Source organism: Burkholderia sp. MSMB1826, from assembly GCF_001526325.1.
Classification (GTDB): domain Bacteria; phylum Pseudomonadota; class Gammaproteobacteria; order Burkholderiales; family Burkholderiaceae; genus Burkholderia.
The window spans coordinates 185,304-210,571 of the sequence record NZ_LOYN01000032.1; the positions used below are offsets into that span (position 1 = coordinate 185,304).

Consider the following 25,268-nt stretch of genomic DNA (forward strand, 5'->3'; position numbering starts at 1 on the left):
AACAAACACAATCCGACTTCGCCCGACATTGGGGGGCGGCCAACATGATCATGCTGCGTTCGTGGGGTGCGATTCTGTCGTTGCTGATGCTCGTCGCGTGCGCGAGCCTGCCGCCGCTGGCCGATCGCACGCCGACGCATGCATTCACCGATACGGACGATACGCGGCTGGGCGTCGCGTTCCAGCAGCAGGCCGCCGCTCATCCGGGGCAGGACGCGTTCCATTTGCTGACCGATCCGGTCGATGCGCTGGATGCGCGCGTGCTGCTCGCCGACCGTGCCGACCGCTCGCTCGACCTGCAGTACTACATCTGGCACGACGACCTGACCGGGCACGAACTGGCCGATGCGATCATTCGCGCGGCCGATCGCGGCGTGCGCGTGCGCGCGCTGCTCGACGATCTCGGCACCAATGCGGACGACCGCAAGCTGCTCGAGATCAGCTCGCATCCGAACATCGAGATCCGGTTGTTCAATCCGGTGGCCACGCGCCGCTTCAAGAAGATCGGCACCGTGTTCGAGTTTTCGCGCGTCAACCGGCGCATGCACAACAAGGCGATGATCGCGGACAACCAGGCGGCGATCGTCGGCGGCCGCAATATCGGCGACGAATATTTCGGCGCATCGTCGATGCTGGAGTTCGGCGATCTCGACGTCGTCGTTCACGGCCCGGTCGTGAAGGACATCTCGACGGAATTCGATACGTTCTGGAATTCGCCGTATGCGTATCCGATCGATACGCTGGTCGGGCACGACGCGGCGCCGGGCGGGCTCGATCGCGAACGCGAGCGATTGCGCGACTACCTGCGGGCGATGGAGGACAATCCGTACGTGCTCGAGGCCCGGCAGCGGCTCGACCGGATCGTCCACGGGCAGGGCACGGAGCTGTCGTGGGGGCATGCGACGGTGCTGTACGACGATCCGTCGAAGATCGCGCACGCGCCGAAGGACAGCGACGGGCACCTGATGCCGCAGTTGCGCGCGCTTGCGTTGCAGCCCCGGCACGACCTGCTGATCGTGTCGCCGTATTTCGTGCCGGGCAAGGAGGTGGTCGAGCGGCTGCGCGCGCTCACGGCGCGCGGCGTGCGCGTGACGGTGCTGACCAATTCGCTCGCGTCGACCGACGTGGCGGCCGTGCATGCCGGCTACCGGCGCTATCGAAGCGATCTGGTGAACGCGGGCGTGCGGCTTTACGAGCGTCGGCCATCGGGCGACAAGAGCATTTCGAAGCAGGTCATCGTCGGCTCGTCGCGCGCGTCGCTGCACGCGAAGACCTACGTGTTCGATCACACGAGCATCTTCATCGGGTCGATGAATCTCGATCCGCGCTCGCTGAACCTCAATACGGAGATCGGCGTTTACTGCGAGAGCCCGGCGATTGCGTCGCAGGTCGCCGACGATCTGGAGGCGCGGCTCGATCGGATCGCATGGCGTGTCGAGGCGAGCACCGATCCGGCCGGCAAAGGGCGGCTCAAGTGGATTCAGACGGACGCGGACGGGAAGATCACCGAGATCGATCACGAGCCGGAGGTATCCGCCCCGCGGCGCATGGAAGTGTGGTTTCTCGGGCTGTTTCCGATCGAATCGCAACTGTGAGCGACATTCAGCGCCGCGCGCGGCGGTGCCGGTCGATGACGTCGGCGAATTGCATTGCCGCCGTCTCGATCGTCGCGTCGCTCAGCCCCGAATAGCCGAGGACGAAGCCGTTGTATCGGCGGCCGTCGCCGCGGTAGCCGTCGCTGCGGCGGCCGTCGCCAATGCAGTAGTGGCTCAACGGTTGCAGCAGCAAGCCATGGGCGGCTGCGGCACGCGCGACGTCGGTATCGCGCAGCGGCACCGCGAGATCCGCGGAAAGATGCATGCCGCCCGGGCTTTCCCGCACGCTCAGCGACGTGCCGAGATGGCGCGCGAGCGCCGTTTCGAGGCTGCTGCGCCGGGCGGCGTAGAGCGCTCGCATCTTCCGCAGGTGCCGCGCAAAGAGGCCGCTGTCGATGAATTCGGCCATCGCCAGCTGGTCGGCCGAGTGACCGCGATGGACGAGTTCGCGCAGCGTGCGGGTGAAGTGTTCGACGAGCACCGGCGGCACCACCATGAAACCGAGCCGCAGGGCGGGAAACATCGTCTTGCTGAACGTGCCGAGATAGCACACCGGGGCATCGGCATGCAGGCCCTGGATCGCGGGCAGCGGCTGGCCGCCGTGGCGGAATTCGCTGTCGTAGTCGTCCTCGATGATCCACGCGCCGCATGCGCGGGCGCGCTCGACGAGCGCCGCGCGTCGCCGGGGGCTCATCAGCGCGCCGAGCGGGTACTGGTGCGACGGTGTCGTGTAGATCAGCCTGGGCGGGCGGGTGCGCCACTGCTCGTCGGTCGGCGCCATGCCTTCGCGATCGACCTCGATCGGCACGGGATTCAGGCCGGTCGACCGGAATGCGGTCCTCGCGCCGTTGTAGCAAGGATTCTCGAGCCAGCCGTAGTCGCCGGGATTCGCGAGCATGCGCGCGCAGAGTTCGAGGCTGCTCTGTGTGCCGTCGGTGATGAATACCTGGCCCGTGTCGCAGCGCACGCCGCGCGAGACGCGAATGTACGCGGCCACCGCGCGCCGCAGTTCGGGTAGCCCTTCGACCGGCCCGTACGCGAGCCGGGCGGGCGTGATCGTCTTCCATGCACGCTCGATGCACCGGCGCCACTGTGCAACCGGGAATTCGTCGAGCGACGGGAGGCCGGGAACGAACGGCAGCATGCGTTCGGGCTCGGGCTCGACGTTCTCCAGCCCCTGCACGCGCGCCGACAGGTGAACCGGTGCGGGGCCGTCCTCATGGCCGGCGCTCGGCTGGCTGCATCCGTCCCATAACGTGATCGTGCCGTTGCGCGTGGCCGCCACGAAGCCTTCCTCGGCCAGGCGCTCGTATGCATAGACCGCGGAATTGCGCGCGATGCCCAGTTCGGCCGCGAGCACGCGCGTCGACGCGAGCCGCGTGCCGGGCGGCAGGTGCCCGTCCAGCAGCATGTCGCGCAGGCTCCGGTAGAGGGCTTCTTGCTGGCTATGTGCGGTCGCGCCGTCCTGTCTGGAAAGCGACGAGATGAGCAGCGCGAGATCCATGGCTGGTTCCAGAAATTTTCCTTGTGCTGGTTCTTTCGAAGATGCCGCGCGCATCGTATCGTTCATGTTCTCGCGGGGCAGGCCGGTGCACGCGCATTCCTGGCGATCGGCGCGGCTTTGCGATACGCGCGTATTTTGCTCGATTCGGCAAGCGACTGTCGATGGGCCGGGCAACCGCGCGCTCACGCCCGGATACGGCACGATGCCGATACCATTCATTTCGCACTACAGATCTATGAACGACCGGACCACGCTCTCTTCCACGCCACGTACCACGGTTCGCCGCCTGCCCGAGCTGGCGAGCCACGATCGCACGATGCTCTACCGCATCGTGGACGACGCGTACGTCTGTCACATCGCGTTCGGCGACGGGCAGAACACGCACTGCATCCCGACCGCGCACTGGAGAAAGGGCGACGCGCTCTATATCCACGGGTCCAACGGCAGCCGGATGATCAAGGCGCTGTCGGCCGGCGCGCAGGCTTGCGTCGCGATGACGCTGCTGGACGGCCTCGTGTTGGCCAGGTCCGCGTTCAATCATTCGATGAATTATCGATCCGCGGTGATCTACGGGCAGTTCGACGTGGTGGAAGGCAGCGAGGAAAAACTCGCCGCGCTGGATGCGTTGATGGACAAGATCGCGCCGGGCCGCAAGCACGAAGCGCGGCCGGGCAATTCGAAGGAAATCAATGCGACCGGCGTGCTGCGGATTTCGATGGCGGAAGCGGCCGTGAAGATCAGCGATTCGCTGCCGTCCGACAAGGAAGAGGATCTCGGGCTGGCGGTCTGGGCCGGGATCTTGCCGTTGAAGACGACGCGCGGCGCGCCGGTTCATGCCGACGGTCACGTGCCGGTGCCGGATTATGTCCGGAACTGGGCCGATTGAGCGGCGCGACGAGGCCGCATCGGAAGCGGCGAGACGACACGGCTTGCGGATGACCCGCGAAGGCTGCGCAGCCTTCGCGGATCGACGGACGCGGTTGCGCACGAGACGTCGCGCTTGCGCATCCGGTTCGGTCAATGGCTCGTCAGCGCGCGAAATCCGACGTGCTCTGGATGAACGCGTTCAGCTTCGAGATGTTCACGCTGCCGAAGCCCGTCGTCGCATCCCAGCCGGCCTTTGCCTTGTAGCCGTACGTGCCGCTGCCGTTGTTGCCGGACGTGACGTCGTGCAGCAGCGCCGCGTTGCTCGGGAAGTACTTGTAGATGCTCGACGCCGGGAACCCGAGCGTATTGTTGTTGGCCGACTGCAGCCGCGCCCAGATGCCCGTGAAGATCGGCGCGGCGAGGCTCGTGCCGCCTTCGTTGTTCAGGTAGCCCGAACCCCACAGCGTGTCGGACGTCTGGCCGTTCACGACGAGAATCGCGCCCGTGCGCAGGTCGGCGTCGAAGCCGACGTCGGGTAGCGCGCGCTTGGTCGAGCCGGTCAGGGTCGACGACTGCCACGTCGGCGCGGCCTCGTACTTGCTGTAGCCGCCGCCCGTCGACCACACGGTGCCCGGCTGCCAGCTCGGATCGTTCCAGACGATTTCGCTGTTGTACGCATTGGTCGACGTATTGGTGAACAGCGTCGTGCCGCCCACCGCGATCACGTACGGCGACGTGGCCGGCTCGCTCACCGTGTAGGTCGAACGCGACGGCGTGCCGCTCGCGCATTCGTACGCGCCGTGGTCGCCGGCGGACACCGAGAAGGTTTGCCCTTGCGCGACCGCCTGCTTGAAGATGGTGTCGTCGGTGGCCTGCGAGCCGGTGCTGTACGCGGACGATTCGCATACGCCGAGCGATACGTTGATCACTTTCGCGACGTTGTCGGTCACGGCCTTGTTGTACGCGGCCGTGATCGCGGTGAGCGTCATCGACGGCGCGGTATAGAACACGACCTGCTTCACGCTGCCGCCGGCCGTGCCGACGATCGACTGGCTGTCGAGATTCCATTCGACGGTGCCGTCGGTGTCGGTGTACGAACTGCCGGCCGGGCCCGTCTTCACGATGCTGCTGCTGATCGTGCCGAGGCCGTTGTTCGCGGCGAACGTATTGAGGTCGCTCACCGTCTGCGACAGGTCGCCTTCGGAGATGATGCCGACCGTGGTCTGCGAGGCCGTCGGCGTGCCGTCGCCGCCGTAGATCGACGAGAACTCGGTCGGGTTGTGCGGCACCGCCGACGCGCCGGCCGGGATCGTCAGATTGCTGGTGTTGCCTTGCGGCTTGCCGCCCGCGCCCGTATGCATGAGCTCGACGTTCTGCAGGCCGAGCACCGCGCCGACGATGTTGCCGATCGCGTTCGGCACTTGCGCGGCATCGGTGTTCGCATACACGCTGCGGCCGTTGCGCGTGAAGCGCTTGAGGGTCGTGCGGAACGCGGACTGGACGGTTCCCGCGGTGCCGGACGCGGAGACCAGCAGCCGGTTCGGCGCGACCACGATATTCACGAAGCCGGCCTTGCGCAGATGCGCGACGACGGACGCGACCTGCTGGTCGGTCGGCGCATATTGCGCGGCGAATTGCGCGGGCGTCAGAAACTGCCGGTAGTGCGGCGAACCGGGCGTATGCAGGTCGCGCAGGTACTGGTCGAGCTGTGCTTCGTTGCGCAGGTTCAGCCCGAGCACGATGTCCACCGATTCGCCGGGCGCCATGTCGATCGCGGCGGCCGCCGCGGCAGCCGTGCTCGCCGCGGGCGCGCCGGCTTCGTTCTGCTGCACGAGCGGCAGGAAGCCCTTGGTGCGCGTTTCCGTCCAGCCGGCCGCGGGCGCGGCATGGGCGGTCGCCATGCCGAACGACGCGGCTGCGGCCGCGGCGGCGAGTGCGAGATTGACGGCGCGAATGTGCTTTTGTTTCTTGTTTGCAACCTGATTCATTTGAATTACCCCTCCGGTTGAACAACGAACGGCACGAACAACGATGGTCGACAGCGGTGCGGGTCATGCACCGCCGCTTTCTGTCGCATGCGGGCGGGTGGCACGGACGCGACAGGGCCTTTCGCCCGATCCGGAAAGCGGTTTTTCTCCGGGGGCGAAATACGGAAAACGCGGTAACGGAAAGGCTGCGCCTCAGGGCGGCGCAGTCGCGCCGGATTCGGCGCGGGCGGGATTGCTAGAGCAACAGCTTCGTTGTCCTGCTCATTTGATTCGATCCTTCGGCCCGCTGCCGGATGGCAGCCGTCCAGTGAAATACATCGGGATGCTGCACGCGCCGGCGGGCGAACGCATCATTCGGCGGCGCGTACTTCGGTGCAGCGGAAGCGAAAAACGTGGAACGGAATCGTTTGCGTGGCAGGCAATCCGTCGGATTGCTTGCATCGGACGGTATCAAGAACGAAAGTATGATGTCAAACTTTTTTTGATTATATGAAACAAAGTTAAAGCTAATAAAGTGCAATGATTTTGAAAAGATCGGTAGTGTTTTGTAATGTTCGAAACCGGCAACGCAGGTAATGCGGAAAGAGGCTCGCCGATCCTTTCCGATGCGTGTTGCAATGGCCAATCGTTATCGAGGAAATGCTCGAATCGGCGGGGCCTGTCGTTCGGTGACCTGAAGGTCGTCGACGATCCGGAACAGCGCGTCGACATGCCGAAGCAGCGCGTCGCGAGAGGAAGCGTCGCCATTGTCGGCGAGCGTCCTGATGGCGTCGAGCCGAGTTTCGAGTTCGGCGAGCCGTGTGCGCGTGACGCGACTGTTGCCGGCGGCGGTGGCCGTCGCATCGGATGGATTCGCAGGTTTCATTGGATGAGTCATCGCATTGAAATGCTCGATGAAGCGCGACAAGTCGGCCGGACAGCCGTCGCGGGAAACCGTGCGCGCCGACGGGTCGCCGGCGACGGTCCGTGCGGCGGTGTCCGCCATGGCGTCGAGCGTCGCGAGCATATGGTGGATCAGCCTGAGCAGGTCGAACGCAGCGGCCAGCAGGCAGACGAACAGCGCCGTTGCCGGCACCAGGTAAGTGGATGCACTGCGGAGCATGACGTCGGCCGTCGCGTCGCGCGGCAACGCGGCCGGCGCATGCAGTGCGTGGACGAAGAACGCGACGGTGCAGGCGAGCAGTACGACGACGCTCGCGGCGAGGCTGAACGCCCGCCCGATCTGCCGGCCGGGCCGTGCCGACGGCGTCACCGCACGCCTCGCAGCCGGTAGCCGACGCCGCGCATCACTTCCGGCATGCCAGGCGCGCCGGCCTGTTCGAGTTTCTTGCGCAGCCGGCAGATGTGGCTGTCGACCGTGCGCTCCAGCGCGCTCACGTCGGCCATGCACGCATCGAGCAACTCGCCGCGCGTGAACACGCGGCTCGGCGATCTCGCGAGATGCGCGAGGAGCCGGAACTCCGTCAGCGTCAGCGTGATCGGCACCTCGGTACCCGCCGTGCGCACGCGGGCCAGATAGCTGTCGGTGTCGATCTCGAGGTCGCCGACGCGCAGTATGCGCATGGTCGGCGGCGCGGCGGCGCGGCGCAGGATCGCGCGCAACCGCGCGACGACTTCGGCCGGGTTGAACGGCTTGACGATGTAGTCGTCCGCGCCGGCGTGCAGGGCCTGAAGCCGGTCGAGGTCGCGATCGAACGCGGTGACGACGACGACGGGTGTATCGTCGCGCCGTCGCAGCTCGGCGAGCACGTCCCAGCCGTTTTTCTGCGGCATCTTCACGTCGAGCAGGATCAGGTCGGGCTTCAGGCGCGGCTGCACGTCGAGCGCCGCTTGCCCGTCGGCGACGCGGTAGGTGCGAAAGCCGTCGCGCTTCAGGTATGCGTCGAGGATGTCCGAGATGTCGGGCTCGTCTTCCGCAATCAGTATCAGGGAATGGGTCATGGAGTGTACCGTGCGATGTCGAACAGTCGGGGCGGCCCGTGGCCGGGCCGGGGCACGCCGTTGCGCCACGCTGCCGCACGGGGCGCAACGGCGTCGTTCGTTCAGTTCTGCGCCACGCGCTTCGACGGTGCGACGTCCTGGTCCGTCAGGCCGCCGCCGAGCGCCTTGTACAGCGCAACGGCATTGCCGAGCTCGTCGCGGCGCAGGTCGAGCAGCGCCTGCCGTGCCGCATAGAGCTGCCGCTGCGAATCGAGCAACTCCAGCCGTCCCTCGACACCCGCGCGATAGCGCAGGTTCGACAGGTCGGTGCGGCGTTCGGCCGAAGCGACCACGCGCGTCTGCGCGTCGATCTGGCGGCCGAACGTTTCGCGCCCGGCGATGCCGTCGGCGACTTCGCGAAACGCGGCCTGGATCGCGCGTTCGTATTCGGCGATCGCGCTGGACTTGCGCACTTGCGCGAGACGCAGCTCGGAACGCAGCCGGCCACCCTGGAAGATCGGCACCGTGACCTGCGGCGCGAAGTTCCACACGCGCTGACCGCCGTCGAACAGGCTGCCCATCGCGGGGCTGAGGAAGCCGATCGACGACGTCAACGACAGGCGCGGAAAGAACGCGGCGCGCGCGGCGCCGATGTCCGCATTCGCGGCGACGAGATTTTGTTCGGCCTGCTGGATATCCGGGCGACGAAACAGCAGCTCGGACGGCAGGCCCGCCGGCAATTGCGTGATCACCGGTTGCTGCTGAAGCGGCAGCGGCTCGGGCAGATCCTTCGGCAGCTCGGCGCCGACCAGCAGGCGCAGCGCGTTGCGCGCCTGCTCGACGGCGCGCGTGCGTGCTTCGAGATCGGCCGTCGCGCTCGCGACCTGGCCTTCGGCCTGTGCGATGTCGACGCCGCTCGCCTGGTGCGCTTCCTTCAGGCGACGCGCGAGATCGAGCGATTGTCGCCAGTCGGCGAGCGTGCGCTCGGACAACTGGCGCTGCTCGTGCGCGAGGCGTTCGGCGAAGTACGCGTTGGCCACGCCGCCGACGAGCGAGATCTGCACCGCGCGTCGGCCGTGATCGGTTGCCAGGTAGCGCGCGAACGCGGCATCCGATTGCGACTTCACGCGGCCGAACAGGTCGATCTCGAACGCGCTGATGCCGACGTTTACGCCGTACTGGTTCTGCGTCGTGCCGAACAGCGGCGGATTCGACTGCGTGTCGTCCGACGTGCGCTGGCGCGTGAAGTTCGCGCCGGCGCCGATCGACGGCAGACGCGCGGCGCGCTGGATGCCGTACTGCGCTTCGGCGGCCTCGACGTTCAGCGCCGCCACGCGCAGGTCGCGGTTGTTGTCGAGCGCGAGCTCGATCAGGCGCTGCAGGCGGCGGTCGCCGAACATCGTGCGCCAGCCGAGATCGGCGGCGTTCGCGTGGAGATCGGCGGCAGCGGCGGCCGTGTAGGCCGTCGGCACCGGCATCGAGGGTTTGACCAGCGTCGGCGCGAGCGAGCAGGCCGACAGCGCGAGGACGAGGGGAAGAATAAGCAATCGCATGGCATCAACCTTCCTGTCCGTGAGTTGGGGCCGCCGGCTGCTTGCGGGAAGCCCGCCATGCGCCGATGCGCTCCTGGATACTCATCACGAACACAAAGAAAACAGGGACGAAGAAAATGGCCAGCACCGTGGCGGTCACCATGCCGCCGAACACGCCGGTGCCGATCGCGTGCTGCGTCTCGGCGCTGGCGCCGGTCGCGATCATCAGCGGCACGACGCCGAGGCCGAATGCGAGCGAGGTCATCAGGATCGGGCGCAGGCGCAGCTTCGACGCCTGGACGGCTGCCTCGATCAATCCCTTGCCTTCCTCGCGCAATTGCTTCGCGAACTCGACGATCAGGATCGCGTTCTTCGCGGACAGGCCGATCACGGTGATCATCCCGACCTTGAAGAACACGTCGTTCGGCAAGCCGCGCAGCAGCACCGCACCGATCGCGCCGATCAGGCCGAGCGGCACCACCAGCATCACCGACAGCGGAATCGACCAGCTCTCGTACAGCGCGGCAAGCACGAGGAACACGACGATCATCGACAGCACCATCAGCATCGGCGCCTGCGACGCCGACTGGCGTTCCTGCAGCGACTGGCCGGTCCACTCGACCGCGAAGCCCGGCGGCAACTGCGCGGCGAGACGTTCCATCTCGGCCATCGCCGCGCCGCTCGACTGGCCGGGGGCGGCGGTGCCCGAGATCCGCGCGGACGGGTAGCCCTTGAAGCGCACCATCTGCAGCGGCGTGTCGGCCCACACCGGGCGCACCACCTCGGACAGCGGCACCATGCCGCCGGCCGCGTTGCGCACGTACAGCTTCATCACGTTGTCGATCTGCATGCGCGCCGGCGCGTCGGCCTGGATGATCACCTGCTGCATGCGGCCGGCGTTCGGGAAATCGTTCACGTAGGTGGAGCCCATCGCGGTCGACAGCGTGTCGCTGAGCGTCGCGAACGACACGCCGAGCGCCTGCGCCTTCGCGCGATCGATCTCGAGGCGGATGCTCGTGCCGGCGGGCAGGCTGTCCGGGTACACGCCGGTCACGACCTTGCTTTGCGCGGCGAGTTCGAGCAGCCTGGCTTCCGCGGCCTTGAGCGCGGCCGTGCCCTGGTTGGCGCGGTCTTCCAGGCGCATCGAGAAGCCCGAGCTGTTGCCGAGTTCGTCGATCGCCGGCGGCAGCAGGCTCATCACCGTGCCTTCGGTCACGCCGGCCATCGCCTGCTGCGCGAGCATGCCTTCCTCCAGCGTCGATGCGCCGCCGCGATTCTTCCAGTCCTTCATCACGGACCAGTTGATCGCCGCGTTCGGACCCTGGCCCGAGAAGCCGTAGCCGATCACGGAAATGCTCGACTGGATTGCCGGACGCGAAGCAAGATGCTTCTCCAGCGTCTTGACCACGTCGTGCGTGCGCTCGGCGGTCGCGTCCGCGGGCAGCAGGAAGCTGGTGATGAAGTAGCCCTGATCCTCGTCCGGCAGGAACGACGACGGCAGGCTGCGGAAGCCGAACGCCAGCGCGCCCGCAATCGCGACGAACACCAGCATCACGCGGCCCGTGCGACCGACCAGGCGGCCGACGCGGGTCTCGTACCATTTCGTCAGGCGATCGAAGCGGCGGTTGAACCAGCCGAAGAAGCCGCGCTTCTCGTGATGGCCCGGCGCGAGCGGCTTGAGCATCGTCGCGCACAGGGCCGGCGTGAGCGTCAGCGCCAGCAGCGCGGAGAACAGGATCGACACGGCCATCGACAGCGTGAACTGCTTGTAGATCACGCCGACCGAGCCGCTCGCCATCGCCATCGGCAGGAACACCGCGGTCAGCACCAGCGTGATGCCGACGATCGCGCCCGTGATTTCCTTCATCGCCTTCGACGTCGCGTCCTTCGGCGACAGTCCTTCCTCGGCCATCAGGCGCTCGACGTTCTCGACGACGACGATCGCGTCGTCGACGATGATGCCGATCGCGAGCACCATGCCGAACATCGTCAGCACGTTGATCGAGAAGCCGGTCAGCAGCATCACCGCGAAGGTGCCGAGCATCGCGACCGGCGCGACGATGGCCGGGATCAGCGTATAGCGCACGTTCTGCAGGAACAGGTACATCACGAGGAACACGAGCACCATCGCCTCGAACAGCGTGGCCAGCACTTTCTCGATCGAGATCTTGACGAACGGCGACGTGTCGAGCGGGATCGAGTAGGTCATGCCCGACGGCATCGACTTGCTCAGTTCGGCCATGCGCGTGCGGATCGCGTCCGCCGTCTTCACGGCATTGGCGCCCGGCGCGAGCTGCACGCCGGCGAGCGTGGCCGGCCGGTTGTTCTCGCGGCTCACGAACATGTAGTTTTGCGAACCGAGTTCGACGCGCGCGACGTCGCCGAGCACGACCTTCGAGCCGTCCGCGTTCGCGCGCAGCACGACCTTCGCGAATTCCTCCGGCGTGGTGAGCTGGCCCTGCGCGGTGAGCGGCACGGTCACGCGCTGGCCCGGCAGCGCGGGCAGCGCACCGAGGCTGCCCGGCGCGATCTGCACGTTCTGCTGACCGATCGCGGTCGTCAGATCGCTCATCGACAGACCGAAATTGATCAGCTTCTGCGGATCGACCCAGATGCGCATCGCGCGTTCGGAGCCGAACTGCAGCACACGCCCGACACCGTCGATGCGCCGCAATTCCTCGGACACGCTGCGCGCCATGTAGTCGGCGAGCGCGCCTTCGTCGAAGCGGCCGCTGTCGGAGCGCAGGCCGATCAGCATCAGGAAGCCGGACGACGCGGATTCGACGATCAGCCCGTTCTGGCGCACGGCGGCAGGCAGGCGCGGCTCGATCGACTTGATCTTGTTCTGCACGTCGACCTGCGCCATCTCCGGATCGGTGCCGGGCTTGAACGTGACGGTGATCTGCGCGCTGCCGGACGTGTCGGCCGACGATTCGAAGTACAGCAGGTTCTTGACGCCGGACAGCTCGCGCTCGATGAGACTCAGCACGCCGTCGTTCATCGTCTGGGGCGTGGCGCCCGGATAGTTCGCGGTGATCGTGACGGACGGCGGGGCGACCGACGGGTAGCGTGCGACCGGCAGTTGCGGAATCGCGATCAGCCCCATCAGGATGATGAAGAGGGCGATCACCCACGCGAACACCGGGCGGCGGATAAAGAATTCAGCCATGACGGGAGGCTCCTCGTGACTCAGTGCGCGGACGCGGCGGCCGCGTCAGGCGACTTCCAGTCGGTTGCGGCAGCCGGCGCGCCGTCGGTCAGGCGTTCCATGCCTTCGACGACGATCTTCTGGCCGGCCTGCAGGCCCGACTTGATGCGGTAGCTGCGGTTCGTGAGCTCGCCGACTTCGACGGCCTTCAGATGCGCGTTGCCCTTCGCGTCGAGCACCCATACCTGCGGCTTGCCGCCGGCGCGCACCACGGCCTGTTGCGGCACCATCACGGCGTTCGCGTAGTGGGCGCGCGGAATGCGGGCACGCACGTACATGCCCGGCAGCAACTGGCGCTTCGGGTTGTCGACCAGCACGCGCAGCAGCACGTCGCCGGTGCCCGGATCGACGTTGACGCCCGAAAACAGCATGCGGCCCTTGACGTCGTAGCGCGTGTCGTCGTCGCGCAGCACGTCGACCGGCAGGCCGTTGCCGTCGGACGCTTGCGGTTGAGCCGCGAGCGCGCCGCGCAGCGCGTCGAGCGAGGCGGCCGGCTGGCGCACGTCCACGTATACCTGGTCGATCTGCTGGATGCGCGCCATCGGCTGACTGTCGCCGCTCGACACCAGCGCGCCTTCGGTCACGAGCGCCTGGTCGATGCGGCCGGCGATCGGCGCTTCCACGGTTGCGAATTTCAGGTCGAGCTGGCGGCGCGCAAGCGTCGCGCGGGCCTGCGCGACGTCGGCCGCGGCCTGGTCGCGTTGCGATACGGCGTCGTCGTACACCTGGCGGCTGATCGCATCGGCCTCGACGAGCGGCTTGAAGCGCGCGGCCTGCACCTTCGCGCGCTCGAGTGCGGCCTGCGCGCGCTGCAGCGATGCGGCGGCCGTGTCCATCTCCGCCTTGAACGGCGCCGGGTTGATCTGGAACAGCGGCTGGCCCGGACGGACTTCGGTGCCTTGTTCGAACAGCCGGCGTTGCACGATGCCGCTCACCTGCGGCCGGATCTCGGCCACGCGCACGGCCGCGACGCGGCCCGGCAGGTCTTCGGTCACGTCGACGCGCGTGGCGGCCACGGTCATGGCCGCCACCGGTGTGGCCGGCGCGGCGGCCTGCTGTTCGGACGGCCCGCAACCCGCCAGCATTGCCGCCACCAGCGCGCATACGGCGCCGTGGCAGCATCGTTTCTGATTCTTCATAGCGACTCCAGGAAGCGCAGGCAGCCCACTGCCTGCTTTGACGGACCGGAGTCTGACGCGCGTAGTTGGCGTCTTTGATGCGGAAAGATGGAGATTCGATGGAGGCGGCGAATGGCGCCGAAAAACGATGGCGGCGGGGGGGGCGGACGGCGCTTGGCGGAACGCTGGTTGGGGACGGCGGGCCTGCCGGGTGCGCGGGTGCCCGGCGTCGTGTCGACGTCGTGTGGGCGGCGGGGCGCACGTGGATGCTGCCGAGAGCGGTGCGTGGCGACGAGCGCGCCATTGGCCTTGGCCGATCGCTATCGGGATCCGGCGCAGGCATCGCGCGATATCGAAGCGGACCCGGGCAGCGAATGGATTGCGCCTTTCTTCAGGCGGTACGGGATCGCTCATCCCGATCCGGAGCGGATCGCGTTCTATCGTCTGCCCGACGAGTTTTGTGGAGTCGGAATGTGGACTCGGACGACGCACGGATCGATTTTCCCGTGCCGTACGTCACCCGAATTCCGTAGTACCCCTGCTGTTTTCGTGCGAATTTCCGCATTCGCTACGAAGTCCCGGCGTCAGTCGCGATCCCGCCACGCGTACGCGAAACGAAGTCCGTCGCCGAGCGTACACTGGAAAACCTGCGCGGGCGCGACGGGCTGGTACGTGGTGGGCGAAAGCGAGCGTACCGTCACCGTCGCGCTTTCGTCCTGCATCACGCGATACTGGATCAGCTCGAGTACGGTCGCGCCGCTCGGCTGGACGGTGAGGTGCTGGTTGGCGAACGCGAGCGTATTGCCGCCGACTTCCATGAAGTCGCGTATCGCGAAGCCGCCGGACACGGTGGGCGCCGCTGCCTGGGTAGCCGCCTGCTGCGCATGCTGGCACTGGTTCGGCGAAAAGATCGCGGTGACCGTCGCACCGGCAAAGAGCCGCGTGCGCAACTGACGATACGAATCGGCGCTGTCCGGTTGGGTGCTCGCGGCGGCCGCAGCGAGACTGGTTGTCGCGCCGGCGGCAACCAGAACAATGGCGAAGCGATTCAGCATTTTCCCGTCTCCGTGCGATGAAACCAACGGCACGATAGCACGGTGCATCCGCATCGTTCGGACGGTCGATTCGTAGTCGCACTACCGTTTGGCGCCGACATCCCGCAGTGCGTCCGCGGCATACGTGTTGTCGTGCGTCAGCGCGAGTTGCAGCAGCGATTGGCCGCGCCGGTCGACATGGTTCGGATTCGCGCCATGCGCGACGAGCAGCGGAATCAGCTCGAAGCGGTTGAACAGCGTCGCGAATCCGAGCGCGGTTTCGCCGGCGCCGTTCGTCTGGTCGATCGGGCAGTGCGTGTCGATCAGGCGCCGCGCGATGTCGGGTTCGTTCCTGAAGAGGGCGCCCATCAGCGCCGTATTGCCGTGACGATCGCCAATGCACGCATCGGCGCCGGCCGACAACAGGTAGTCGAGCGCCGCGGGCTGGCCGTCGTACGACGCGAGGATCACGGCCGTATAACCGTGGCTGTCGGTGGCGTCGAGGGGATAGCCGGCGTCGTGCAACGCGCGCAGGATATCGACGCGGCCGACGCGCGCGGCGTCGAACCAGTCGTCGTCATAGCGGCGCAGCGCGGCAGGGTCGGCCTTGCCGTATGCAGGCCGGTCGGGCAGGTGCGCGCAACCGGCGAGCGCGGCCAGCGCGAGCGCCGCCGCGGCCGCGCGGATCGCGTGGGTGAGGCGTTCGGATCGCATGAGGATGTCCTGATGAGTTGGCCGGGCCGACGTGCGCGGTGCGAGCGCACACGTCGGCAGCGACCGTCGTCGCGGGATCAGTCGTCGCTCAGCTTCGCGGCGAGCGATTGCACTTGCTGGACGTTCGCGTGAACGGCCTGCGCGAGACGCGTACCGTAATCGGCGTCGGCCTTGTAGAAGTACGACAGCATCGCGTACTGGTTGTGCGCGTTCTTCACCTGACCGAGATCGCCGGACAGTGCGGTGACGAGGTCGTCCTTGTCCTGCTGCGACAGGCTACGGTAGTACTCGCCCGCCTGACGGAACGGCAGCTTCTTGCGGATCGCCTCCTGCTGCGTCGTGCCGCTGAGCGCCGTGCGGACCGACTTGTACTGCGGATCCTGCGCGAGTTCGTTCAGCGTCGACGGTTCGTAATTCACCTCGCCCTTGCGGTCGCCGGCATTCATCTTGCCGTCCTGGTTGTTGTTGACGACCGGCACGACCGGGCGGTTGATCGGCAGATCCATGTAGTTCGCGCCGAGCCGGTACATCTGCGTGTCGGCGTATGCGAACAGGCGATCCTGCAGCATCCGGTCTTCGGACGGCTCGATCCCCGGCACGAGCCGCGACGGCGCGAACGCCGATTCCTCGGTCGACTGGAAATAGTTGTCGGGCACGCGGTTGAGCGTCATCGTGCCGATCTTGCGTTCGGGCACGCCGGTCCACACCTTCGTATCGTCGAGCGCGTCGAAGTCGAAGCGGTTCAGGTCCTTCGGCGCGAGCACCTGCACGTACAGATCCCACTTCGGGAAATCGCCCTGTTTCAGCGCGCCGTACAGGTCGTTCGTCATCATGTTCCAGTCGCGGCCGATCGATGCGGGGATCTCCTGCGGGCGCAGGCCGTGCACGCCTTGCTGGCTCTTCCAGTGGAACTTCACGTAGTGCACGTCGCCCTGCGCATTGACGAACTTGAACGCGTGCACCGCGAAGCCGTCCATGCGGCGATACGAATCGGGCATGCCCTCGTCCGTGTACAGCCTCGTCAGCATGTGGGTCGCTTCGGGCGTGTGTGCGAAGAAGTCGAACGCGAGGTTCGGATCCTGCACGCCGGTCACCGCGCTCGGTTTGTTCGCATGCACGAAGTCGGGGAACTTGATGCCGTCGCGAATGAAGAACACCGGCCAGTTGATGCCGACCATGTCCCAGTTGCCCTGCTGCGTATAGAACTTCACCGCGAAGCCGCGCGGGTCGCGCGCCTGCTCGGGCGAGCCGCGATAGCCCATCACGGTGGAGAAGCGCACGAACACGGGCGTGCGGGTGCCGGGCGTGAAGGCCTTCGCTTTCGTCAGGTCGGAGATGTCGGCGCTCGGCACGAACTCGCCGAATGCGCCGGTGCCGCGTGCATGCACGACGCGCTCCGGAATGCGCTCGCGATCGAAGCGCTGCAGTTTCTCGATGAGTGCGGAGTCCTGCAGCAGCACCGGGCCGGCGGGGCCGGCCGTTTGCGAATTCTGGTTGTCGCCCACGGGCGCGCCGGTGTCGCGCGTGAGTTCGGCGGCATGCGGGGCAGCGGAGAGCGCCACGCAGATCGCGGCGACTGCGTGCCGCAGCACGCGATGGGAGGATGAGGACATGACGATGGAACTCCTTGAATCCGATCGGTGGTGGGGAAGCCGACTGAATTAGAAGAGATCGTCAGACGATTGGCTAATTGATATTCGATATGTTTTCGATAGCCGTGGCGGAGATGCAGCGCGAACCGTCCGTTGTGCAAGAAACGAAGCCGTATCGTTGCGCGCGCAAGGAGTCGTTGCGGCGCGCATGATGTATCGGTCGTGCATGATTTCTGGCGGCGCCGTCAACCGGCGCTCGTTTGCCATCCGAGCCCGAGGCTCTTTTGTATCGACACGTAGTTCTTGATCAGTTCGGCTTGCCCGGCGATCACGTTCTGCTGCGCGGACAGCGCTTCGCGCTGCGTATCGAGCAGGTCGATCATCGACGCGACGCCCGCGCGATAGCGCTGGTCCATCAGCGCGCGCGAATGCACGGCCGACGTCTGTACCTTCGTCAACGCGACGACGTGCTCGCGCTGATGCCCGTAACGCTGCAGCGCGGTGTTGGCATCCTGTAATGCGCCGAGCACGGCCTTCTGATAATTCGCTTCCGCTTCGTCGCGCGATGCTTCGGCCGCACGTACCGCGCCGCGCGTGCGTCCGAAGTCGAGAATGTTCCATTGCAGGTACGGCGCACCGATCCACGTGAAATTCTGCTTGCGGAACAGGTGGCCGGGATCGGTCGCGCTGAAACCGAGATCGCCGAGCAACGTTACTTTCGGGAAATAGTCGGCGACATGCTCGCCGATCTGCGCATGACTCGACGCGAGCCGGCGTTCGGCCGCGCGGATGTCGGGGCGCTGTTTCAGCAACGTGGCCGGATCGCCGATCGCGACGCTGCCGGGCAGCGTCGGCAGCGCCGCGTCCGGGGTCGACAGCACGGCGTCGAGCGCGCCCGGCGCGCGGCCCGTCAGGATCGCGAGGCGGTCGAGCGATTCGGTCACCTGCGCATCGAGCGGGATCAGCGACGCGCGCGTGTTCTCGACCTGCGTCGTCAGCCGCTCGATGTCCGCATCGGCCGCGACGCCGCGTGCGCGGCGCTGCTGCGTGAGTTCGAGCATTTGCTGCTGCAATTGCGCGGTGCGCCGCGACAACGCAAGCCGTTGCTGCTGGTCGCGCAGGTCGACATACGCGTTCGCGACTTCGGCCGCGATCGACACCTGCGTGTCGGCGAGATCGGCATCGACGGCTTCGGCCTGCGCGGAAGCGGCTTCGACCGCGCGGCGCGTGCCGCCGAACAAGTCGATTTCCCAGGTCGCGTCGAAGCCTGCCGAATAGAGTTGCAGCGGCCCCGTGCCGCCGAGCGACGGCGACGTGCCGCCCGACTGGCCCGAGCCGTTCGACGGCAGCAGCGAGCCGAGCGCGCCGACGTCCGGTTCGCGCATGCGGATGGCCGCGACGGTGGCCGACGATTTCGGCATCTGCGCCGCGCGCTGCTGCGAGAGCTGCGCACGCGCCGCGCGCAAGCGTGCCTGCGCGGCGTGCAGATCGGGGTTGTACACGAGCGCTGCGGTGATCAGCTCGTCGAGCTGGCGATCGTTCAGCGCGTGCCACCACGCGCTCGGCGCGGGCGCGGCAGTGTCGACGCCGGTGGCCGGCGCACGCACGAAGGTCGATGCATCGGGTGCGGCGGGCGCGCCGCGGTAGTCGGGGCCGACCGTGCAGCCGGCGAGCAGGCACGCGGCCGCGCACAGAGTGAGCGCGGGGCGGCGGGGCAGGGAGAAGGGTTTCATCGCGTATGACGGGTCAATGGCCGGACGACATCGGTTGCGGCCCGCGCGGCGTTCTCAGCAGCAGCGCGAGCGGCACGCAGGCGAGCAGCGCGAGGCCCAGCAGATAGAAGGTTTCGGAATAGGTCATCACGACGGCCTGGATCTGGATCTGCTGTGCCAATTGGCCGAGCGCGCGCATGTTCGAATACGCGAGATCGCCGGTGTGCGCGAACCAGTTGGCCGCATAGGCCGACAGTCGATCCTGACCGATCGGCGAGTTCGCGCTCACCGATTCGCGCAGCGCGGCCGTATGGAAGGTCGTGCGCCGATCGATCACGGTGCCGATGATCGCGAGCCCGATCGAGCCGCCGAGGTTGCGCGCCATGTTGTAGAGCCCGGCCGCATCGCCCGAGTCTTCGCGCGCGACGGCCGCCATCGACGCCTGGTTGAGCGGCATCATCGCGAGCATCTGCGCGAGGCCGCGGATCAGTTGCGACCACACGAAATCGTGGCCGACGCTCTGCGCGGTCAGGTCGATGTCGAGCATGCAGCTCAGGCAGAACAGCAGCAACCCCGCGATCACGAGAATGCGGAAATCGACCTTGCCGAGCAGACGCGGGAGGATCGGCATCACGAGAAAGGCCGGCAGCCCCGACAGCAGCATGATCGCGCCGGCCTGTTCCGCGTTGTAGCCGGCGACGATCGCGAGGAACTGCGGCAGCAGGTAGGACACGCCATACAGCCCGGCGCCGACCGCGGACACGATCACGATCACGCTCGCGTAGCGCGGGTTGCGCATCAGCGACAGCCGCATGATCGGCCGTTTCGCGAAGCGCTGCGACAACGCGATCAGGATCATCCCGACCAACGACACGATGCTCAGCGTGACGATCATCTGCGATTCGAACCAGCGTTCGCGCTGGCCTTCCTCGAGCACGACGGTCAGCGAGCTCAGGCCGATCGCGAGGCCGAGGATGCCGAGCCAGTCCGCGTTGAAGAACGCACTCCATTGCGGGCGGTCCGACGGCAGGCCGAACACCAGCAGCGCCATCAGCAGCAGGCAGACGGGCAGGTTCAGGAAGAAGCACCAGCTCCAGTTCACGTTCTCCGCGAGCCAGCCGCCGAGCACGGGGCCGAACAGCGGCCCGAGCAGCACGATCAGGCCGAACATCGTCATCCCGACCGGCAACTGCGACAGCGGCAGGCGCGTGCGGATGATCGTCTGCGCGGTCGGGATCAGCGCGCCGCCGGTGAAGCCCTGGCCGATCCGGCCGGCGATCATCATCGGCAGCGAATGCGACCAGCCGCACATCATCGAGAACGCGATGAACAGCGCGGAGTTCGTCAGCAGGAAATTGCGCAGCCCGAACACGCGCGTGAGCCATGCGGCGAGCGGGATCATCACGATTTCCGACATCAGGTAGCCGGTCGAGATCCACGTGCCTTCGGTGCCGGTCGCGCCGATTTCGCCCTGGATCTGCGGCAGCGCGGAGTTCGTGATCGAGATGTCGAGCGTCGCCATCAGCGCGCCGAGCGCACCGGCCGCGACCGCGATCCAGTCGGTCACGCTCGCGCGGCCTTCGTGCGGCGGCGTGGGTGTCGTGGCGGGCGTATCAGCCATGATGCTGCTCGTCGCGGGCCGAGCGCGTATCGACGTCGACCGTCACCGACAGCCCAGGCAACAGCATGCGTTGCGCGCGGGCATTCGCGGCGAGACGGATGCGCACGGGCACGCGCTGGACGATCTTCGTGAAATTGCCGGTCGCGTTCTCGGGCGGCAGCAGCGCGAACTGCGCGCCGGTGCCGGGCGCGAAGCTGTCGACGACGCCGGACAGCGGGCCGTCCGGCAGCGCGTCGACATGCAGCTCGACGGGCTGGCCGACGCGCATGTTGCCGATTTGCGTTTCCTTGAAGTTCGCGACGAGATAGATCGAGTCGACCGGCACGACGGTCAGCAGGCGCGTGCCGGGCTGCACGTATTGCCCGACGCGCACCGTGCGGTCGCCGACGCGGCCTGCGAGCGTGCTGCGCACGATCGTGTTGTCGAGATCGAGCTGCGCCTGGGCGGCGCTGGCCTGCGCGGCCTCGAGCTGCGCCCGTGCCTGCTGGAGCTGCGCGGTGAACGACGCGATCTGCGTGCGGGCGGCGGCGATCGACGCGTTGTTCGCGGCGAGCGTCGCGCGCGCCTGGTCGCGCGTGCTTTTCAGGTCGGCCACGCGTTCGTGCGTTTCGGCGCCGGTCGCCGCGAGCGGCGCATAGCGCGCGTACTCGTCGCTCGCGTGCTGCGCGTTGATTTGTGACACCTTCGCCTGTGCGTCGGCCTGTTCGAGATTCGCGCGCTGCTGGCTGATGTCGGCTTCGGCGCGCGCGATATCGGCGCGGCGGGCGTCGACGGTCGCCAGCGCCTGCGCGAGCGCCACCTGGTACTGGCGGACGTCGAGCCGCACGAGCGGATCGCCGGCCTTGACGGGCTGGTTGTCGCGCACGTAGACGTCGGTCACGTAGCCGGCGACCTTCGGCGCGGCAGTCATGCTGTCCGCCTGCAGGTACGCATCGTTGGTGCTCTCGATGAAGCGGCCGACCGTCCACCAGCGACCGAGCCACACCGCGCCGCCGACGGCCGCGAGCACGGCGATCGCGAGCAGGATGCGTCGCTTCGTTCCGCCGTTGCCGTTGCGCGGCGTTGTTCCGTTTTCCTGACGATCTGCTTTCTGTGGCGGGTCTTGTGGTGTCGACATGCGGGATCCAATTTATTCCAAGTGGAAGAATTATTCCAGTTGATAAAATTGTGTCAAGTAGAATGTCGATCGATCGAATGACGAGGAAGGCATGAACGAAGCGAAGAAGCTGCGCCGCACGTCGGCGGGCGGCTACGCGCGCGGCGACGAAACGCGCCAGCGGATCATCGAGGCGGCGATCGAACTGTTCGGCGATCGCGGGTTCGCGGGCGCGTCGACGCGCGAGATCGCCGCGAGGGCGGGTGTGAACGCGCCGGCGCTCCAGTACTACTTCGAGAACAAGGAAGGCGTGTACCGCGCGTGCGTCGAGACGATCGCCGAGAACGGCTGGCAGGTGTTCGCGCCGGCGGTCGGCCATGCGCGGGCGATGCTCGACGCCGACGCGAGCGTCGACGCGCTGATCGATGCGTTCGTCGGGCTGCTGCGTGCGTTGTCGGACCGGATGTTCACCGCGCCGAAGACGATGAACCAGCGGATGTTCTTCGCGCGCGAGCAGGGCGGCCAGGAACCGGCGAGCGCGAGCGAAATCCTGATGAAGCGCATGCGCAAGCCGCTGAACGACGTGAGCGCCGAGTTGATCGCCCGCATCACGGGGCGGCCGGTCGACGATCCCGTCACGCGGTTGCGCGCGCTGAGCCTGTTCGGGCAGATCACGGTGTTTCACATCGCGCAGCGTTCGGCGCTGCAGTTGCTCGAATGGGAGGCGTTCGACGGCGAGCGCGCGGCGCTCGTGACCGAAACGATCGCCGACCAGACGCGCGTGCTGCTCCAGCAATGGCATGCGCAGCGCGATGCGGGGGCGGCCGATGCGCACTCCGCGCCGAAGCGCGGGCAGGGTGCCGCGGCGAAACGCGCGGCGAAGCCGCGGGCGGCGCCTCCCGCCGCGAAAAGCACGGCCCGCGTGAAGAAGCCTGCCGCGCGTTGAGCGCGGCAGATCACGTGCTCCCGACGATCAATCCGGCTTGCGCGCCGCTGCGTCGGGCGACGGCGGCCGGGCTGCCGTATCGGCGGCATTGCGCGTATCGGCGCGAAGGTCGTTTTCATCGTGGCCGACCGGCCGCGATCCGTCCGCATAGGCCACGACGCTGCGCTGCGGATTGGCGATCCGGATTCCGCGTTCGCGAAACGTCTCCGCGATGCGCCGGTTGAATTCGCGCTGCACGCTCCAGCGCGCCGAGTCCGTGCATTGCATCTGCCCGGCCAGCGCGAGCGCCGCGCCGTCGACCTGGTCGATGCCCCAGTAGCTGAAGTCCGACAGAATGCCGTCGCGGTACTTCGGGTCGTCGCGCAATGCGGCGCCGATTTCCTTCAGCGTCGCGATCGCGCGGTCGATGTCCTCGTCGTACGCGATGCTGACCTTGACCGCCGCGTTGCCGAGCCCGCGATTCGTATTGTTGACGGTCGTCACCGAGCTGAACGGGATCGTGTACAGCGACCCATCGCCGGCGCGCAGCCGCACGGTGCGGATCGACAGGTATTCGACCGTCCCCGACACGCCGGCGAGCGTGACCCAGTCGCCGACCTGCATCGCGTTTTCCATCAGCAGGAAGATCCCGGTGATGAAATCCTGCACGAGCTTCTGCGAGCCGAAACCGAGCGCGACGCCGAAGATGCTGGCGCCGGCCAGCAGCGGGCCGACGTTCACGCCGAGTTCGCTGAGGCCCGTCAGCACGACGACGAGCGCGATCATCACGAACAGCAGCGAGCGCAGCATCGGCAGCAGCGTGCGCAGCCGCGCGGCCCGCACCAGGTTGCCTTCGCGCGTCCAGCGTTGCAGGCGGCGCTCGATCGCGATGTTGGCCGCTTCCCACACGACGAGCGCGACGATTGCCGCGATCGCGATCGTCACCAGCGCGGAGGCGAGCCGGTGGCCGATCGTGCCCGTCTCGAACGCGCGGAAGATCGGCACGCCCCAGATCTGCAGCAGCAGCAAGAGGGTCACGATGCCGAGCGCGCCCGACACGATCCGGCGCAGCAGCGGGTAGTAGCGGTACGCGTGCAGATGAACGAGCGTGCGGTCGTCCTCGCGGCGCTGGAACAGCCGCGCGAGCGCGCCGAACACGACGATCGACACCATCCGCATCGCGATCATCGCGGCGATCGAGCGGCCGCCGAGCGTGATCAGCACGCGGTAGCCGTTGTGGACGTCGAGCGCCCACACGAACCACAGCGCCATCACGATGAAGACCGAGACGGGCGCCCATGCGTCGGCGAGCGCGTTGCCGACGACCGTGAAGGTCGGACGATCCGCGCCGGCGGCACGGATCCGTGCCGCGACCGGCCGGCGACACCGCAGGATCAGCACCGAGATCATCACGTGCCCGACGAGCGCGACGGCCTTCAGCAGCGCGACATGGCCGGCTTCGGTCAGGCCGAAGTTCGCGGCGATCTCGACGGCCGCCGTGCACGCGCCGACCACGATCGCGATCCGCGCGATCGAGCGTTGCGCGAACCCGGCCCATGCGTCGCTGATATGCAGCAGCCGCAACTGCCGCGCGTCGGGCTGGAAGAACAGCCGGCTGACGATCGTGACGAGCCGGCAAATCACGTAGGTGTCGATCAATGCTTCGAGCGCGGATTCGATCGGCGTATCTGTCTCGACGAGCAACGACATCGTCAGGCTCGCGACGCCGACGAACACGAGCAGCGGCACCGCGCGCAGCGCGAGACTGACGAGCGCGCGCGGCATCCGGTGCAGCAGCGTGGTGTGTCGGCGCGCCTGGCCCCGGCTTGGGGAGGGCGAGGGCGCGGCGTCCGCAGCGTCGGCGGCCGCGGTGTCGGGCGGGGGGGACGTGTCGGACGGCGGCGCGCGATCCTCGTCCGATGCGGCGGAATCGGGCGCGGGGCCGCGCGATGCATCGGCGCGGCGCGCGGCCACCGTCGCCAGCGCGCGTCGCAGCAGCCGCTTCGCGAGCCATTCGACGACGAGCGCTGGCAGAAGCACCGCGAGGAGGATCCCGAGCGTGCGTGTCAGGTCCGCACGCTGGTCGGCGCGCGCGAGCTTGTCGTGCCACCAGCTTCCCACCGAACCGATGTCGAGCAGCGAGCGCAGCGATTCCTGCAGCGCGTTGCCGATCTGCGCGGCCCAGCGCGATCCCTGGCGGACGAGCATCGATGCGAGCCCGTTCGACGTGAGCGCCGTCGGCGACGCGGCAGCCGATGCGCCGCTGGCCGCGGACGCCGCGCTTGCCGGCACGGCGGGCGCGCTCAATGCGCCGACGGCGGCGATGGCGCGCAGCGTCGTTTCGACCTGCGCGCGCTCACGCGGGTTTTCCAGCACATTCAGTGCCTGCTGCGCCTCTTGCGGCGTCAGCGCGGGCGCGGCGTCGGGGGTGGCCGATGCGGCGGCCGGGGCAGGAGCGGCCGCGTGGGCGGCCGAGACGACGGCGGCGAGCAGCCAGCCGAGGAGGATATGGCGCATGGCGTGGGCATGCGGGTGCGTCTCGTCACGCGGCCCGCGAGGCTGAATGATGGACGGAAGTTAACATGATCGCGATCGGGACCGAATAGTTCCGTCGCCGGCTATTCGATCGGGCATGAACGAGGCGGCGCGGGCGTTGGCGGGGCATGTGCGCAAGCCGTGTGCCGGCTGCCGTCCGTCCGATTTCGGCGGGAACGTCCTGCTTGCGTGGCCGTAAGGCGTCTGTAACGCGTGCGTGCCGGTGCCGATCGGCGATGCGCCGCTGCGCCGCTGCGAGGGCGTTCGTCCGGCCACGATCGACGCTTGCACCGCATCGTATGAATTG

Annotated in this window: 18 protein-coding genes; 3 read left to right on the plus strand and 15 right to left on the minus strand. The window is 67.4% G+C overall.

Translation table 11 applies throughout. The annotated features are described in order from the left end of the window. Positions 1 to 44: 44 nt before the first annotated feature. On the plus strand, positions 45 to 1,595 hold the full coding sequence (locus tag WS95_RS21035; RefSeq protein WP_059825544.1) for a phospholipase D family protein: 1,551 nt from the start codon (positions 45 to 47) through the stop codon (positions 1,593 to 1,595). Between the two features lie 7 nt (positions 1,596 to 1,602). Here the strand turns inward: WS95_RS21035 and pdxR are convergent, their stop codons facing one another. Then, on the minus strand, positions 1,603 to 3,099 hold the full coding sequence (gene pdxR, locus WS95_RS21040; RefSeq protein WP_059825547.1) for a MocR-like pyridoxine biosynthesis transcription factor PdxR: 1,497 nt from the start codon (positions 3,097 to 3,099) through the stop codon (positions 1,603 to 1,605). A 235-nt stretch (positions 3,100 to 3,334) separates the two neighbouring features. On the opposite strand from pdxR, the gene WS95_RS21045 reads away from it, so the two are divergent. Further along, positions 3,335 to 3,985, plus strand: a complete 651-nt coding sequence (locus tag WS95_RS21045; RefSeq protein WP_059825550.1) for a pyridoxamine 5'-phosphate oxidase family protein — start codon at positions 3,335 to 3,337, stop codon at positions 3,983 to 3,985. A gap of 142 nt (positions 3,986 to 4,127) precedes the next feature. Here WS95_RS21045 and WS95_RS21050 read toward each other — a convergent pair whose 3' ends face one another. The 13 genes from WS95_RS21050 to WS95_RS21105 form a co-directional block, all read right to left on the minus strand. Next, positions 4,128 to 5,954, minus strand: a complete 1,827-nt coding sequence (locus WS95_RS21050; RefSeq protein ID WP_059825553.1) for a S53 family peptidase — start codon at positions 5,952 to 5,954, stop codon at positions 4,128 to 4,130. 235 nt (positions 5,955 to 6,189) lie between these two features. Next, positions 6,190 to 6,579 carry a hypothetical protein gene (locus WS95_RS35800; protein ID WP_257139911.1) on the minus strand — a complete coding sequence of 130 codons (390 nt, stop codon included), beginning with the start codon at positions 6,577 to 6,579 and terminating at the stop codon, positions 6,190 to 6,192. Positions 6,580 to 6,582: 3 nt separating this feature from the next. Continuing rightward, entirely contained in the window at positions 6,583 to 7,206 is a 624-nt protein-coding gene (locus tag WS95_RS21055; RefSeq protein WP_059825555.1) for a hypothetical protein, read from the minus strand. Continuing rightward, a complete protein-coding gene (locus tag WS95_RS21060) occupies positions 7,203 to 7,895 on the minus strand; it encodes a response regulator (RefSeq protein WP_059825558.1) in 693 nt (230 codons plus the stop codon). The genes WS95_RS21055 and WS95_RS21060 overlap by 4 nt, the downstream gene beginning before the upstream one ends. A 101-nt stretch (positions 7,896 to 7,996) precedes the next feature. Then, a complete protein-coding gene (locus WS95_RS21065) occupies positions 7,997 to 9,427 on the minus strand; it encodes an efflux transporter outer membrane subunit (protein ID WP_059825561.1) in 1,431 nt (476 codons plus the stop codon). A 4-nt stretch (positions 9,428 to 9,431) separates the two neighbouring features. Beyond that, positions 9,432 to 12,575 (minus strand): efflux RND transporter permease subunit, encoded by a 3,144-nt coding sequence (locus WS95_RS21070; protein ID WP_034205220.1) that lies wholly within the window; start codon positions 12,573 to 12,575, stop codon positions 9,432 to 9,434. Between the two features lie 20 nt (positions 12,576 to 12,595). Continuing rightward, positions 12,596 to 13,753 carry an efflux RND transporter periplasmic adaptor subunit gene (locus WS95_RS21075; protein ID WP_059784049.1) on the minus strand — a complete coding sequence of 386 codons (1,158 nt, stop codon included), beginning with the start codon at positions 13,751 to 13,753 and terminating at the stop codon, positions 12,596 to 12,598. Between the two features lie 563 nt (positions 13,754 to 14,316). Beyond that, positions 14,317 to 14,787: a VirK family protein gene (locus WS95_RS21080; protein ID WP_059784047.1), complete on the minus strand. Its 471-nt coding sequence runs from the start codon at positions 14,785 to 14,787 to the stop codon at positions 14,317 to 14,319. Between the two features lie 81 nt (positions 14,788 to 14,868). Then, positions 14,869 to 15,480, minus strand: coding sequence for an ankyrin repeat domain-containing protein (locus WS95_RS21085; protein ID WP_059825564.1), 612 nt, complete (start codon positions 15,478 to 15,480; stop codon positions 14,869 to 14,871). A 77-nt stretch (positions 15,481 to 15,557) separates the two neighbouring features. Beyond that, positions 15,558 to 17,093: a catalase gene (locus WS95_RS21090; RefSeq protein WP_059825567.1), complete on the minus strand. Its 1,536-nt coding sequence runs from the start codon at positions 17,091 to 17,093 to the stop codon at positions 15,558 to 15,560. A gap of 224 nt (positions 17,094 to 17,317) precedes the next feature. Then, a complete protein-coding gene (locus WS95_RS21095) occupies positions 17,318 to 18,805 on the minus strand; it encodes an efflux transporter outer membrane subunit (protein WP_059825570.1) in 1,488 nt (495 codons plus the stop codon). A gap of 13 nt (positions 18,806 to 18,818) precedes the next feature. Then, positions 18,819 to 20,405: an MDR family MFS transporter gene (locus tag WS95_RS21100; protein ID WP_059825573.1), complete on the minus strand. Its 1,587-nt coding sequence runs from the start codon at positions 20,403 to 20,405 to the stop codon at positions 18,819 to 18,821. After that, entirely contained in the window at positions 20,398 to 21,522 is a 1,125-nt protein-coding gene (locus WS95_RS21105; protein WP_059825576.1) for an HlyD family secretion protein, read from the minus strand. The genes WS95_RS21100 and WS95_RS21105 overlap by 8 nt, the downstream gene beginning before the upstream one ends. Positions 21,523 to 21,613: 91 nt before the next feature. On the opposite strand from WS95_RS21105, the gene WS95_RS21110 reads away from it, so the two are divergent. After that, positions 21,614 to 22,447 carry a CerR family C-terminal domain-containing protein gene (locus WS95_RS21110; protein ID WP_059825579.1) on the plus strand — a complete coding sequence of 278 codons (834 nt, stop codon included), beginning with the start codon at positions 21,614 to 21,616 and terminating at the stop codon, positions 22,445 to 22,447. Positions 22,448 to 22,474: 27 nt separating this feature from the next. On the opposite strand, the gene WS95_RS21115 is transcribed toward WS95_RS21110, so the two are convergent. Next, positions 22,475 to 24,943 carry a mechanosensitive ion channel family protein gene (locus WS95_RS21115; protein WP_059825582.1) on the minus strand — a complete coding sequence of 823 codons (2,469 nt, stop codon included), beginning with the start codon at positions 24,941 to 24,943 and terminating at the stop codon, positions 22,475 to 22,477. Positions 24,944 to 25,268: the final 325 nt, after the last annotated feature.